The 14,155-nt window shown below is 65.8% G+C and carries 13 protein-coding genes; 4 read left to right on the forward strand and 9 right to left on the reverse strand.

From position 1 onward, the window contains the following. Nucleotides 1–77: 77 nt before the first annotated feature. On the reverse strand, nt 78–1,151 hold the full coding sequence (locus tag K2O50_RS20060) for an AI-2E family transporter (RefSeq protein WP_050704542.1): 1,074 nt from the start codon (nt 1,149–1,151) through the stop codon (nt 78–80). A gap of 11 nt (nt 1,152–1,162) precedes the next feature. Further along, on the reverse strand, nt 1,163–2,218 hold the full coding sequence (locus K2O50_RS20065; protein WP_050704541.1) for a DUF2066 domain-containing protein: 1,056 nt from the start codon (nt 2,216–2,218) through the stop codon (nt 1,163–1,165). A gap of 342 nt (nt 2,219–2,560) precedes the next feature. Here K2O50_RS20065 and purM point away from each other — a divergent pair, with 342 nt between their 5' ends. The 4 genes from purM (at nt 2,561) to K2O50_RS20085 (ending at nt 5,454) form a co-directional block, all read left to right on the forward strand. Beyond that, nucleotides 2,561–3,619 (forward strand): phosphoribosylformylglycinamidine cyclo-ligase, encoded by a 1,059-nt coding sequence (gene purM / locus K2O50_RS20070; protein WP_050704540.1) that lies wholly within the window; start codon nt 2,561–2,563, stop codon nt 3,617–3,619. Continuing rightward, nucleotides 3,619–4,263 carry a phosphoribosylglycinamide formyltransferase gene (gene purN, locus K2O50_RS20075; RefSeq protein WP_050704539.1) on the forward strand — a complete coding sequence of 215 codons (645 nt, stop codon included), beginning with the start codon at nt 3,619–3,621 and terminating at the stop codon, nt 4,261–4,263. Before purM ends, purN begins: the two co-directional genes overlap by 1 nt. 8 nt (nt 4,264–4,271) lie before the next feature. Continuing rightward, nucleotides 4,272–4,982 carry a DUF3108 domain-containing protein gene (locus K2O50_RS20080; protein WP_050704538.1) on the forward strand — a complete coding sequence of 237 codons (711 nt, stop codon included), beginning with the start codon at nt 4,272–4,274 and terminating at the stop codon, nt 4,980–4,982. A gap of 289 nt (nt 4,983–5,271) precedes the next feature. Further along, complete coding sequence (locus K2O50_RS20085) at nt 5,272–5,454, forward strand: hypothetical protein (protein ID WP_050704537.1); 183 nt, start codon at nt 5,272–5,274, stop codon at nt 5,452–5,454. Nucleotides 5,455–5,500: 46 nt separating this feature from the next. On the opposite strand, the gene K2O50_RS20090 is transcribed toward K2O50_RS20085, so the two are convergent. From K2O50_RS20090 to K2O50_RS20120, 7 genes are all read right to left on the reverse strand, one after another. Further along, on the reverse strand, nt 5,501–6,040 hold the full coding sequence (locus K2O50_RS20090) for a DUF2058 domain-containing protein (RefSeq protein WP_050704536.1): 540 nt from the start codon (nt 6,038–6,040) through the stop codon (nt 5,501–5,503). Between the two features lie 26 nt (nt 6,041–6,066). Further along, nucleotides 6,067–6,900, reverse strand: coding sequence for a nucleoside triphosphate pyrophosphohydrolase (mazG, locus tag K2O50_RS20095; protein WP_050704535.1), 834 nt, complete (start codon nt 6,898–6,900; stop codon nt 6,067–6,069). 91 nt (nt 6,901–6,991) lie between these two features. Further along, complete coding sequence (gene relA, locus K2O50_RS20100; RefSeq protein ID WP_050704534.1) at nt 6,992–9,232, reverse strand: GTP diphosphokinase; 2,241 nt, start codon at nt 9,230–9,232, stop codon at nt 6,992–6,994. 99 nt (nt 9,233–9,331) lie between these two features. Beyond that, complete coding sequence (rlmD, locus tag K2O50_RS20105; protein ID WP_050704533.1) at nt 9,332–10,690, reverse strand: 23S rRNA (uracil(1939)-C(5))-methyltransferase RlmD; 1,359 nt, start codon at nt 10,688–10,690, stop codon at nt 9,332–9,334. After that, entirely contained in the window at nt 10,690–11,589 is a 900-nt protein-coding gene (cysM, locus tag K2O50_RS20110; RefSeq protein WP_050704532.1) for a cysteine synthase CysM, read from the reverse strand. The genes rlmD and cysM overlap by 1 nt, the downstream gene beginning before the upstream one ends. Before the next feature lie 309 nt (nt 11,590–11,898). After that, nucleotides 11,899–13,293: a sensor histidine kinase gene (locus K2O50_RS20115; RefSeq protein WP_050704531.1), complete on the reverse strand. Its 1,395-nt coding sequence runs from the start codon at nt 13,291–13,293 to the stop codon at nt 11,899–11,901. 3 nt (nt 13,294–13,296) lie between these two features. Beyond that, nucleotides 13,297–14,013, reverse strand: a complete 717-nt coding sequence (locus K2O50_RS20120; protein ID WP_050704530.1) for a response regulator transcription factor — start codon at nt 14,011–14,013, stop codon at nt 13,297–13,299. Nucleotides 14,014–14,155: the final 142 nt, after the last annotated feature.

Here is a 14,155-nt window from a genome sequence, read left to right on the forward strand (position 1 = left end):
AGCATCGCGGGGCAAGCCCGCTCTTACGCAGATACCCCTCACAGGTCGGCGTGGGAGCGGGCTTGCCCCGCGATCGGTCAAAGCTCCGGGTCGATCTCCCCGGCATACATGTCCGATTCCTTGTACAGGTCATGAACATGCCGCAGCAGCACCATGATCACCGCCGCCACCGGCAACGCCAGCAACACCCCGGTAAAGCCGAACAGCTCGCCGCCGGCCAGGATCGCGAAGATCACCGCCACCGGGTGCAGGCCGATGCGGTCGCCCACCAGCAGCGGTGTCAGCACCATGCCTTCGAGCGCCTGCCCAACCATGAACACCGCGACGATGCCCAGCATCGGGTAAAGCTCACCGCCGAACTGGAACAACCCGGCGACCAGCGCCGCGCCGATGCCGATGATGAAGCCCATGTACGGCACGATCGCCGCCAGCCCCGCGAGCATGCCGATCAGCAGGCCCAGTTCCAGCCCCACCAGCATCAAGCCGGTGGAATAGATGACGCCCAGTGCCAGCATCACCAGCAGCTGCCCGCGCACGAAGGCCCCCAGCACCTCGTGGCACTCGCCGGCCAGCCCCACCACCTGCGGCTCGCGCTGGCGCGGCAGCAGGCTGCGCAGCTTGGCCATCATCAGGTCCCAGTCGCGCAGCAGATAGAAGCCCACCACCGGGATCAGCACCAGGTTGGCCAGCCAGCCGATCAGCGCCAGGCTCGAAGCGGTGGCCTGGGACAGCAGCACACCGACGATGTCGGTGGTCTGGCCCATGTGCTCGCCGATGGCGGCCTTGATCTTGTCGAACTTCCAGAAACCATCGGCCAGGCCCAGGCGGCTCTGCACCCAGGGCAGCGCCACATGCTGCAACCAATCGAGCATCTGCGGCGCCAGCTCGTACAGGCGCAACAGTTGCTTGGCCAGCATCGGCACCAGCACCAGCAGCAGGGCCAGGAAGATCAAGGTGAACAGGCTGAACACCACCACCACGCCCCAGGTGCGCGACAGGCCGAGCCGCTCCAGGCGATCCACCAGCGGGTCTGCCAGGTAGGCCAACAGGATGCCCACCAGGAACGGCGAGAGGATGTTGTGCAGGAAGTACAGCAGCACGGCGATCACAAAAGCCGCGCCCAGCCAGATCCAACGACGCATATCAATCATTCAAGTATTCCTTACCAGCGAAAACGCAGGCCGTCGAACGGCTTGGCGGCGGTGGCCGGTGGCGTCGCGCCGGCCGGATCCTGCGTGCTCGGCGCAGGCGTGGCGGGCACAGGCTCGGCGGGCAGCTCCTGGAGCTTGGCCAGGCTCAACTGCGCGCGCAGCTGCTCGCGATTGCCGCTGACGCGATAGGTCAGGGTACCGCCATCGGCCATCTGCAGGCGCGCGCCATAAGGCTCGAGCACCCGGCTCAGCTCGGCGTAGCGCGCCAGGTTCATGCCCTGGACCTGCACCTGCAGGTCGCTGCTGGCGCCGGGGCGGGTGACGTAGCGCGGCGCCAGGCGGTTGCTCACCGCCAGCAGCACGGCATCGGCCAGGGCTGCCTGGTCGGCGCCCTCGGCGCTGCCCTGCTCACGCTGATCGCCCAGCCACAGCTGCCACTTGCCCTGCCACTTGCCGTCGGCCTCGTGGGCGTGCACCGCCAGCAGCGCATCGGCGCCATAGCGCTCGGAGGCCTCGCGCAGCGGCGCCGGGTCGTTGCCTTCGAGCAGCTTGGCATTGGCCACCAGTTGCTCCTGCAGGTCGGCCAACGGCAGGCGCAGGGGCAGGCCACGGTGCTGGGCGGCCCGGCGCAGGGGTTCGGCGACGGTCTGGCCATCGCCGACCAGGCTGCTGCCCTCGACGCTGTCGTTCAGCCACCAGCCAAGGATCGACGGCCGATTGCTGCCCCACAGCGCCAGGCCAGCCTGGCGCAGGGCGCGCTCGGTGCTGCCGGGGTCGAACTCGACCAGCACCGACTCCGGCGGCCCGGCCTCGGTGCCGACCTGGTTGATGATCTGCTGCGGGTCCTTGCGCAGGGCGGCCAATGCCGGGTTCTGCGCCGCCTTGGGATCGCCGGTCAGGCGCAACACCAAGGTATCCAGGGCCTTGCCGGTGGCCTGGGCGCGGGCTTCGCCGCCCTGCCCTTCGACCGGTTCGCGCACCTGATACAAGCCAGAGACGGTTTCGGCCTGGGCGACGCTGCCGGCCACAGCCAGGCAGGCACCCGCGAGGAAATTGAGAAGACGCATTGAGGATTCCTGTCCAGATGACCTTGGGGCGACACGCCCTTGCCTGTCGGCTGTGACCGCGCAACCATGGAAAATGCTCCGCGTTGCCAGCCCGTTGCGTGGGTCGCCATGCCTATACCTTATACAGGCACCGGCGCGGCAACCAGTCGCACGGGGTGAAACACGGTTTTTTGCCCAGATTTCCCGCCTGCCCGTCGGCCTGAGGATGGCCGCCTTGGGGCAACCCTGATAAAATCGCGCGCCTTCGCAGACCAGTGACGTACAGGCAGCCGCCGTTTCTGAAACCGGCCTTGGCCGTCCCGGTCGTTTTTCTGAATCCCTCCCTCCTAAAGGCCTGGATCAATGAGCAAGCAACCCTCCCTGAGCTACAAAGACGCCGGTGTAGACATCGACGCCGGCGAAGCACTGGTCGAACGCATCAAGGGCGTCGCCAAGCGCACCGCACGTCCTGAAGTCATGGGTGGCCTGGGCGGCTTCGGCGCCCTCTGCGAGATCCCGGCCGGCTACAAGCAGCCGGTGCTGGTCTCCGGCACCGACGGCGTCGGCACCAAGCTGCGCCTGGCGCTGAACCTGAACAAGCACGACAGCATCGGCCAGGACCTGGTCGCCATGTGCGTCAACGACCTGGTGGTGTGCGGCGCCGAGCCGCTGTTCTTCCTCGACTACTACGCCACCGGCAAGCTCAATGTCGACGTGGCCGCCACCGTGGTCACCGGCATCGGCGCCGGTTGCGAACTGGCCGGCTGCTCGCTGGTCGGTGGTGAAACCGCCGAGATGCCAGGCATGTACGAGGGTGAAGACTACGACCTGGCCGGTTTCTGCGTCGGCGTGGTGGAAAAGGCCGAGATCATCGACGGCTCGAAAGTGGTCACCGGCGACGCCCTGATCGCCCTGCCGTCCTCCGGTCCGCACTCCAACGGCTACTCGCTGATCCGCAAGATCCTCGAGGTTTCCGGCACCGACATCGACAACACCCAGCTCGACGGCAAGCCGCTGGCCGACCTGCTGATGGCGCCGACCCGCATCTACGTCAAACCGCTGCTGCAGCTGATCAAGCAGACCGGCGCGGTCAAAGCCATGGCCCACATCACCGGCGGCGGCCTGCTGGACAACATCCCGCGCGTACTGCCAAAAGGCGCCCAGGCCGTGGTCGACGTGGCCAGCTGGCAGCGTCCGGCGGTATTCGACTTCCTGCAGGAAAAAGGCAACGTCGACGAGCATGAAATGCACCGCGTGCTGAACTGCGGCGTGGGCATGGTCATCTGCGTGGCCCAGGACCAGGTCGACAACGCCCTGAACGTGCTGCGCGCCGAAGGCGAGCAACCGTGGGTGATCGGCCGTATCGACGTGGCCGCCGAAGGCGCCGCCCAGGTCGAGCTGCAGAACCTCAAGGCACACTGATGCCCTGCAATGTAGTCGTGTTGCTGTCGGGCTCCGGCAGCAACCTGCAGGCACTGATCGACAGCAACAGCGCCAGCGACAGCCCGGCACGCATCCGCGCGGTCATCTCGAACCGTGCCGATGCCTACGGCCTCGAGCGCGCCAAGGCCGCCGGCATCGAAACCGCCGTGTTGTCCCACACCGGGTTTGACGGTCGCGAAGCCTTCGACGCGGCGCTGATGGCGCTGATCGACGGCTTCCAGCCCGACCTGGTGGTGCTGGCCGGTTTCATGCGTATCCTCAGTGGCGATTTCGTGCGCCACTACCAGGGCCGCCTGCTGAACATCCATCCGTCACTGTTGCCGAAGTACAAAGGCCTGCACACGCACCAGCGCGCGCTGGAAGCGGGCGACGCCGAGCACGGCTGCAGCGTGCACTTCGTCACCGAGGAACTCGATGGCGGGCCTCTGGTCGTACAGGCTGTGGTGCCCGTGGCAACGGACGACACCGCGCAGACGCTCGCCCAGCGCGTGCACCTGCAGGAACACCAGATCTACCCGCTGGCGGTGCGCTGGTTCGCCGAAGGACGCTTGCGTCTGGGCGAACAGGGTGCATTACTGGATGGCCAGCCGCTGGCGGCCAGCGGTCACTTGATTCGATCCTAGGAGAATTTATGCGTCGCGCCCTGCTCTTGGCTCTCGCCGTGCTCGCCCTGCCCCTCCAGGCAGCTGATCTGAAGCCTTTCGCGGCCAGCTACACCGCCGACTGGAAACAGCTGCCGATGAGCGGCACCGCCGCGCGCAGCCTGGAAAAGAACGCCAACGGTACCTGGAGCTTGAACTTCAAGGCTTCGATGATGATCGCCAGCCTGACCGAGCAAAGCACCCTCAAGTTCGAGAACGACACCCTGCTGCCGCAGCAGTATCACTTCGAGCGCGGCGGCCTGGGCAAGGCGAAGAAGGTCGACCTTAACTTCGACTGGGCCGGCAAGAAGATCACCGGCAGCGACCGTGGCGACGCCATCAACCTGCCGCTCAACCGCGGCGTGCTGGACAAATCGTCCTACCAGCTGGCCCTGCAGCATGACGTGGCCGCCGGCAAGAAGAGCATGACCTACCAGGTGGTCGACGGTGACGAGATCGACACCTACGACTTCCGCGTGCTGGGCACCGAAAAAGTGACCACCAAGACCGGCCAGGTCGACGCGATCAAGGTCGAGCGCGTTCGCGACCCGAGCCAGAGCAAGCGCATCACCGAGCTGTGGTTCGCCAAGGACTGGGACTACCTGCTGGTGCAACTGCGCCAGGTCGAGACCGATGGCAAGGAGTACGTGATCGTGCTGCAGGATGGCACGGTCGATGGCAAGGCGGTCAAGGGTAACTGATACCGCTGCCTGCAATGCCCGAAGCCCCGCCTTGTGCGGGGCTTCTTTTTTGCTGCACACCGCTCTCTCCTGTAGGAGCGGCCTCGTGCCGCGAAAGGGCTGCGCAGCGGCCCCAGGATCTTGGCATCATGCAAAATTGCCGGGGCTGCTGCGCAGCCCTTTCGCGGCACAAGGCCGCTCCTACATGAAACTTGTTTCATCGCTGTTTTATTTACTTAGCCTGCTAACAAATTCTATAAAGGAGTCCTGCGACAGAGTGCCGCAGCCAACCAAGCAGTGGAGTTTGACGATGACAGTCCAGGTAACCGAACGCGACGAATCGAAAATGTCCCACGAAGGCCAGGCCGCTGGCCTGCGGATCTGGGACGTGCATCAACAAGGCCAGCTGGTCGGCATGTTCCATGACGAGCAACAGGCTCAGCAATACCGCATGGAGCTGGAGTACCTCGAGCGCCAACGCCCGGCGCAGTGACCCGGCCCTGCAACAAAAAACCCCGCCAAGGCGGGGTTTTTCGTGCTTACCACATGAGATCGTCAGGGATCTTGTAGGCCGCGTACGGATCGTCCTCGTCCGCCTCCTCGACATGGGTATTGAGCAGCAGGATACGGTTGGGGTCGCGCTCTTGGATCTTCACCGCCGCCTCGCGCGGGATCACCTCGTAGCCGCCGCCGTGGGCGACGATGGCCAGCGCGCCATTGCTCAGCTTGCTGCGCATCAGGGCGTTGACGGCGATGCGCTTGACCTTCTTGTCATCGACGAAGTTGTAGTAGTCCTCGGTGGTCAGCTTGGGCAGGCGGGTCGCCTCGATCAGTTGCTTGATCTGCGCGGCACGGGCCTTCTGCTCGGCCTTCTCTTGGACCTGGCGATTTAACTCCTGGTCCTTCCTGGCCTTCTCGGCCATGGCTTCCTTGGCCAGGCGTTGCTGGCTGTCGTCCACCTCCACCTGACCCTTGTGTTCCAGGCGTTTCTGTTTCTTCTGGGCTTTGTTGGTCTGCGAGACCTGTTTCTGGTTGACCAGGCCGGCTTTGAGCAATTGGTCGCGAAGGGAAAGGCTCATGGGTGTTCACTCACTTATGCATCGGCTCAGCCGCAGCTGGGCAGGTTCTTTTCCTGACGCTTGGCCTCGCCCCAGAGGGCGTCCAGCTCGTCGAGGGTACGATCTTGGATGTTCAGGCCCTGCTCGCGCAATGCCTGTTCGATGAATCGGAAGCGCCGCTCGAACTTGCGGTTGGCGCGGCGCAACGCGTTTTCCGGGTCGTGCTTGAGGTGCCGGGCCAGGTTGACGGTGGCGAACAGCAGGTCGCCCAGTTCGTCCTCCAGCGCGTCGCTGTCGCCGTCGGCCATGGCCTGCAGCACTTCGTCGAGCTCCTCGCGGACCTTGTCCAGCACCGGCAACGCCTCGGGCCAGTCGAAGCCGACCGTGGCAGCGCGCTTCTGCAGTTTGGCGGCGCGGGACAGGGCGGGCAAGGCCGCGGGCACGTCGTCGAGCAGCGACAACTGCTCGGGCTCGCTCTTTTCGGCACGCTCCTCGGCCTTGATCTCCTCCCAACGCGACTTGACCTGGGCCTCGTCGAGCTTGGGTGTGTCCAGCGGCGCGTACAGCTCGCCGGTGGGGAATACATGGGGGTGGCGACGGATCAGCTTGCGTGTGATCGAATCGACCACGCCGTCGAACTCGAAGCGCCCTTCTTCGCGGGCCAGCTGGCTGTAGTAGACCACCTGGAACAGCAAATCACCCAGTTCGCCCTGCAGGTGCTCGAAGTCGCCGCGCTCGATGGTGTCGGCGACTTCGTAGGCTTCCTCGATTGTGTGCGGGACAATGCTGGCGTAGTCCTGCTTGAGGTCCCAGGGGCAGCCATATTGCGGGTCGCGCAGGCGGGCCATGAGGTGCAGCAGGTCTTCAAGGGTGTAGGTCATGGGTTGTCCTTACCGGCCTCATCGCGGGGCAAGTCGCATCGGCGCACCGCCGCTCCCACGGTGGGAATGGGCTTGCCCCGTGATGGCGGTATCAAGGGGTACGATTACGCCGCGTCTCGATGATGTTGGGCAACTGCGAGATCCGCCCCAGCAAGCGCCCGAGGGCGTCGAGGCCCGGGATCTCGATGGTCAGCGACATCAGCGCGGTGTTGTCTTCCTTGTTCGAGCGGGTGTTGACCGCCAGCACGTTGATCTTCTCGTTGAGCAGCACCTGCGACACGTCGCGCAGCAGCCCCGGGCGGTCGTAGGCACGGATGACGATGTCGACCGGGTAGGTCTGCACCGGGATCGGTCCCCAGCTGACCTGGATCATGCGCTCCGGCTCCTTGCCCGCCAGCTGCAGCACCGAGGCGCAATCCTGGCGGTGAATGCTCACGCCACGGCCCTGGGTGATGTAGCCGACGATGGCATCGCCCGGCAGCGGCTGGCAGCACCCGGCCATCTGCGTGAGCAGGTTGCCGACGCCCTGGATCTGGATGTCGCTGCGCTTGCCCGCGCGGATGCCCCGGGCCTGGCGCGGGATCAGCTCGACCGGCTCCAGGCGCTCGGGTTCGAGCAGCTGCTGGGCGGCGTTGACCATGTGCGCCAGGCGCAGGTCGCCGGCGCCAAGGGCGGCGAACATGTCCTCGGCGGTCTTGACGTTGGCCTTTTCCGCCAGGCGTTCGAAGTCCACCTGGGGCAGGCCCAGGCGGCTCAGTTCGCGCTCGATCAGGGTCTTGCCGGCGGCCACGTTCTGGTCGCGGGCCTGCAACTTGAACCAGTGGACGATCTTGGCCCGGGCCCGCGAGGTGGTCACATAGCCCAGGTTGGAGTTCAGCCAGTCGCGGCTCGGGTTGCCGTGCTTGCTGGTGATGATCTCCACCTGCTCGCCGGTCTGCAGGCTGTAGTTCAGCGGCACGATACGGCCGTTGATCTTGGCGCCACGGCAGTTGTGGCCGATCTCGGTGTGCACCCGATAGGCGAAGTCCAGCGGCGTGGCGCCCTTGGGCAGGTCGATGGCGTGGCCGTCGGGGGTGAACACATAGACTCGGTCCGGCTCGATATCGACGCGCAGCTGCTCAGCCAGGCCGCCGATGTCGCCCAGTTCCTCGTGCCACTCCAGCACCTGGCGCAGCCAGGAGATCTTCTCTTCGTAGTGGTTGGAGCTGGGCTTGACGTCGGTGCCCTTGTAGCGCCAGTGCGCGCACACGCCCAGCTCGGCTTCCTCGTGCATGGCGTGGGTGCGGATCTGCACCTCCAGCACCTTGCCCTCGGGGCCGATCACCGCGGTATGCAGGGAGCGGTAGCCGTTTTCCTTGGGGTTGGCGATGTAGTCGTCGAACTCCTTCGGAATGTGCCGCCACAGGGTGTGCACGATGCCCAGCGCGGTGTAGCAGTCGCGCACTTCCGGCACCAGCACGCGCACCGCGCGCACATCGTAGATCTGGCTGAATTCCAGGCCCTTGCGCTGCATCTTGCGCCAGATCGAATAGATGTGTTTCGCCCGGCCGCTGATGTCGGCGTTGACACCGGTGGCCAGCAGCTCGTTCTGCAGCTGGTTCATCACGTCGCTGATGAAGCGCTCGCGGTCCAGCCGGCGCTCGTGCAGCAGCTTGGCGATCTGCTTGTACTGGTCGGGCTCGAGGTAGCGGAACGACAGGTCCTCGAGTTCCCACTTGATATGGCCGATGCCCAGCCGGTGCGCCAGCGGCGCATAGATGTCGAACACCTCGCGGGCCACGCGCAGGCGCTTCTCGTCATCGGCGGCCTTGACCGCTCGGATGGCGCAGGTACGTTCGGCGAGCTTGATCAGCGCCACGCGCACGTCGTCGACCATGGCCACCAGCATCTTGCGCAGGTTCTCGACCTGCGCCTGGGAACCGAGCACCAGCGACTGGCGCGGGCTGAGGCTGGCACTGATGGCCGCCATGCGCAGCACGCCGTCGATCAGCTTGGACACCACCGGGCCGAAACGCTGGCCGACCTCGGCCAGGGTCACCTTGCCTTCGCGCACCGAACGGTAGATGACCGCCGCCACCAGCGAATCCTGGTCGAGCTTGAGGTCGGCGAGGATCTCGGCGATCTCCAGCCCCGCCTGGAAACTGGACGTGCCGTCGGCCCAGGAATGCTTGGCCGGATTGCCTTTCTTCTCGACTTCATGGGCGAACTCGCAGGCCTCTTTCAGCCCCGGGCGATCGAGCTGCGAATCGACGCTCACCACATGATCGAGCCATGCTTCGAGATTGATACTGCCGTCGTTGTTGACCGGCTGGTGCACTCTCACCTGTACCATCTATGTTCTACCTTTCCATACAGCGCACCACGCGGGTGCACTGGCTATCACCTGTGCGTCCCTCACTCCCTGAAGGGCGCACCAAGAGGGCCAGCCCGGCTAGCCCGCTTCGAATAACGCCATGGCCTCGACATGCGCCGTCTGAGGAAACATGTCGAGAATCCCGGCCCTTTTTAACCGGTACCCCTGCCCGACCAGCACTTGCGTATCTCGCGCCAGCGTGGCCGGGTTGCACGATACGTAGACCAACCGCTTCGCGCCCAGTCGGGCGATGCCTTGCACCACCTCGAAAGCCCCGTCGCGCGGTGGATCCAAGAGTACCGCAGAAAAGCCCTCGGCGACCCATCCGGCGCCTGCCAAAGGCTGCGATAAATCGGCCTGAAAAAACCGAGCGTTATGCACATTATTGCCGTCGGCGTTGGCCGCGGCGCGCTCGACCATGGCCTGCACGCCCTCCACCGCCACCACCTCGCGCGCCTGGCGAGCCAGGGGCAAGGCGAAGTTGCCCAGGCCACAGAACAGGTCCAGGACCCGCTCGTGCGCCTCGGGCGCCAGCCAGGCCAAGGCCTGCTGGATCATCAATGTGTTGACCTGGGCGTTGACCTGGACGAAATCACCCGGCCGCCAGGCCAGTTCCAGGCCCCAGGGTTCCAGGGCGAAGCCCAGTTGCGCTGCGGCATCCACCGGCGCCGGCTCGCCCTCGCCCTGCAGCCACAGCTGGGCGCCGGCCTCGCGGCAGAACGCCTCGAGCCGCGCCAGGTCTTCACTGGGTAATGGCGCCACATGCCGCACCAGCACCGCCTCGGCGTTGCCGCTGAACAGCTCCACGTGCCCCAGCGCCTGCGGCTTGCCCAGGCTGCGCAACACGGTCGGCAGGTGGCGCATGATCGACTGCAAGGGTTGTACCAGCACCGCGCACTCGTCGATGCCGACGATGTCCTGGCTGGCCTCGGCGCGGAACCCCACGTCCAGTTGGCGCGCCTTGGTGTCCCAGCGTACCGCGACCCGCGCCCGACGGCGGTAGCCGAATTCCGGTCCGCTCAGGGGAACAGCCCACTCCTCGGGCTGCACGCCAGCCACCCGCTGCAGCTGCTCGGCGAGCAGGCGCTGCTTGAGTGCCAGCTGGCCGTCATGGGGCAGGTGCTGGAGGTTGCAGCCACCGCAGCGGGCGTAGTGCCGGCAAGGTGCTTCGCGGCGCTCGGGGCTGGCCTGGAACACGCGCTCCAGGCGCGCCTCGACCACCTTGCCACGGGCAGCGAGCACCCGCGCCTCGACGTCCTCGCCGGCCAACGCGCCGCTGACGAACCAGGTACGTCCTTCGATGAAGGCGATGCCGCGACCGTCACCGGCCACGCGCTCGATCGACAGACGCTGCTTCTTGCCCACGGGCACCTGTGCGGCACGGTTGCCGCCGGCCGGCTGAAAACGCAGGCCGGTGTTGCTTTTCTTTCTGGACATCAGGTCGGATCGAACAGGCCGGTGGAGAGATAACGGTCGCCGCGGTCGCAGATGATGGCGACCATCACCGCGTTCTCGACTTCACGGGACAGGCGCAGCATCGCCGCCACCGCACCGCCGGAGGATACGCCACAGAAAATGCCCTCTTCGCGGGCCAGGCGACGGGTGGTTTCCTCGGCCTCCTGCTGGGACATGTCGACCACGCGATCGACCCGAGTGGCGTCGAAGATCTTCGGCAGGTATTCGTGGGGCCAGCGGCGGATGCCGGGGATGGCCGAGCCTTCCATCGGCTGCAGGCCGACGATCTGCACCGCCGGGTTCTGCTCCTTGAGGTACTGCGAGCAGCCCATGATGGTGCCGGTGGTGCCCATGGAGCTGACGAAATGGGTGATGGTGCCCTGGGTCTGCTGCCAGATTTCCGGGCCGGTGCTGTTGTAATGGGCGATCGGGTTGTCGCCGTTGGCGAACTGGTCAAGGACCAGGCCGCGGCCTTCGGCCTGCATCTTCTCGGCGAGGTCGCGCGCGCCCTCCATGCCCTCTTCCTTGGTCACCAGGATCAGCTCGGCGCCGTAGGCGGTCATCGCCGCCTTGCGCTCGGCGGTGGAGTTGTCCGGCATGATCAGGATCATCTTGTAGCCCTTGATCGCCGCGGCCATGGCCAGGGCGATGCCGGTGTTGCCGGAGGTGGCTTCGATGAGGGTGTCGCCGGGCTTGATCTGGCCACGCAGCTCGGCGCGGGTGATCATCGACAGCGCCGGCCGGTCCTTGACCGAACCTGCCGGATTGTTGCCTTCGAGCTTGAGCAGCAAGGTGTTGCTGGTGTCCCCGGCGATGCGCTGCAGGCGAACCAGTGGCGTATGGCCGATGCAATCGGCGATGGTTGGGTACTGCAGGGTCATGGGCGTTTTCGCAATCCGGACGGCAGGGGCGACTATCATACCGGCAAACCCAGCGTGGCCATATCACGCAATTGCTGGATGTTATAACGGGTGGCTATAAGCGCGGAGGCCTGGCACCCGCTTTGCGGGTGATCGCGGGGCAAGCCCGCCCTCATGGAACAAACCGTAACTCATTGATTTAGCTTGACCCTGTGGGAGCGGGTTTACCCGCGAAGAATCCAGCGCGGTGTATGGCACCGGCTCCGCCGGTGTTCGCGGGTAAACCCGCTCCCACAGGGGGACAGTTCACAGCGCGGCAACGCAAATTTCCTACGGGGTGTGCGGAGCCTTTGTGAGAGTGTTTTTTTCCCCCGATGGGCTCGACTCCCCCGCAGCCAGGCGCATGCACAAGCGCAGGCCATGCTCGCCATTGACCGCCCACACGCTCCCACCCTGGCGGCGAATGGCATTGCGGGCAATGCTCAAGCCCAAACCGAAACCACCGTCCCCAGGCCGCGAACCCTCCAGCCGGGAAAACGGCGCGAAGATCCGCTCAAGGTCATCCTCGGCCACGCCACCGCCCTCGTCCTCCAGGTCGATACGCCAATACCCGCCCTCTCGCCAACCGCTCAGGCGCACCAGGCCCGCCTCGGGTGAATGACGAATGGCGTTGCGCAGCATGTTCTCCAATGCCTGGGCCAGGTCGTTGAGGCTGCCCTGCACCCAGCAGTCGGCCGACAGCTCGCAACGCAGCCGTCGCGGTGCCCAGCCACTTTCGTAGCAGGCGTTCTCGCTGAGCAGGTCCCACAGCGCCGCCACCTGGATCGGCTCGAGGTTCACCGGCGCGCGCTCGGCGTCCTGCCAGGCCAGTTGCAAGGTGTCCTCGACCAGCTGCTGCATGCCATCCACCTCGCGGTGCAGGCGTTCGCGCAGGCGCTGCAGGTCGGTCTCGCCATCGCAGGCAACGCGCAGGCGGCTGAGCGGCGTTCGCATCTCGTGGGACAGGTCGCGCAGCAACTGCTGCTGCAGGGCCACGGTACCCTGCAGGCGCTCGGCCATCTGGTCGAAGGCGCGGGCCAGCTCGCCCAGTTCGTCCTTGCGCCGGGTGGTACGCGAATCCAGGCGCGCCGCCAGCTGGTCGGCGCGCCAGGCATTGGCCTGCTCGCGCAACTGGTTGAGCGGCACGATCAACATGCGGTACAGGCCGACGCATAGCAGCAAGGTGAACAGCCCGGGGATGATGCCGTTGGTGACGACGCGCCAGAACAACCGGTACTGGCCGGGGTTGAAGCGCTCCGGCAGTTCGATCACCAGCATGCCCTGCTCCGGGGCGCCGGGGAACGGCAGGCGCAACCAGGGCTGGCCGATGGTGCGCCGGCTCATGGGCCAGTCGACGCCACGCAGGCGGGTCAGGCGCTGGGCCTGGCCAGCAGTCAGGTCGGCGCTGCCCAGCGGCTGCAGATCGCCATCGAGCACGCCCACCCAGCCCCGCTCGCGCTCGCGCATGGTGGCCAGCCAGGCGTCCACGCCCTCACGGTCGCCGCTGCGCCAGGCCTGCTCGGCTTCGGCCGCATAGCCGCGCAACACTTGCCGTGCCGGCTCGGAGAGGAAAGCATCCTGGGTTTCCATGTGCCGGCCCCAGCTGTAGCTCAGGCCAATCATCAGCAGGCAGAAGCCCACCAGCAGGACGGTCAGTTTCCAGAACAGCGAGTGACGGTCAAGCACGGTTCAGTCGGCCTCGCCCGCGCCGAACACATAGCCTTTGCCCCACACGGTACGCACTTGTCGCTCGTGGTAGCCGATGGCCTTGAGCTTGCGGCGGATCTGGCTGACGTGCATGTCCAGGCTGCGGTCATGCCGCGAGTAGCCGCGCTGCAGTACCTGCTGGTAAAGGAAGGGCTTGCTCAGCACCTCGTCCTGGCTGCGGTGCAGGGTGTCGAGCAGACGGTATTCGCTGGGGGTCAGACCGGCACAGGCTCCGGCGAGGCTGACATCGGTGGCCTGCTCGTCGAAATGCAACTGCCCGGTTTCCACCTCACGCGGCGCCCGAGCGCGTCGCTCGAAGGCCACCCGGCGCAGGATCGCCTCGATGCGCACGCGCAGCTCGGCAAAGCTGAACGGCTTGGGCAGGTAGTCGTCCGCGCCGCGTTCGAAGCCGCTGATGCGGTCGGCCTCGGCGCCCAACGCCGACATCAGGATCACCGGCGTGGCGCTGCGCCGACGCAGACTGGCCAGGGCGTCCAGACCATTGAGGCCGGGCAGCAGGATATCCATCAGCACCAGGTCGAACACCTGCCGGCCCGCCGCCTCCAGGCCTTCGAGGCCATTGCGGCACCAGGTCACCTGGAAGCCGCCGCGCTGCAACTCGTCATGCAGGTAGGCGCCCAGCACGGGATCGTCCTCGATGGCGAGGATGTTGGTCGCGTGAATCGCTTCAGGATGCATTGGCAACTGCCATCAATTCTCAGTTACGCGATTATTGGACAAGCGGTCCGAACAAGGCAACCGTCGTCCGACTGGCGCGACCTCGAAGTGGCCGCGCCGGCAACGCCAGCCGAGAAAAGCAAAAACCACTACAAATCCTGTG

The organism is Pseudomonas sp. 2hn (assembly GCF_019646095.1).
GTDB lineage: Bacteria > Pseudomonadota > Gammaproteobacteria > Pseudomonadales > Pseudomonadaceae > Aquipseudomonas > Aquipseudomonas peradeniyensis.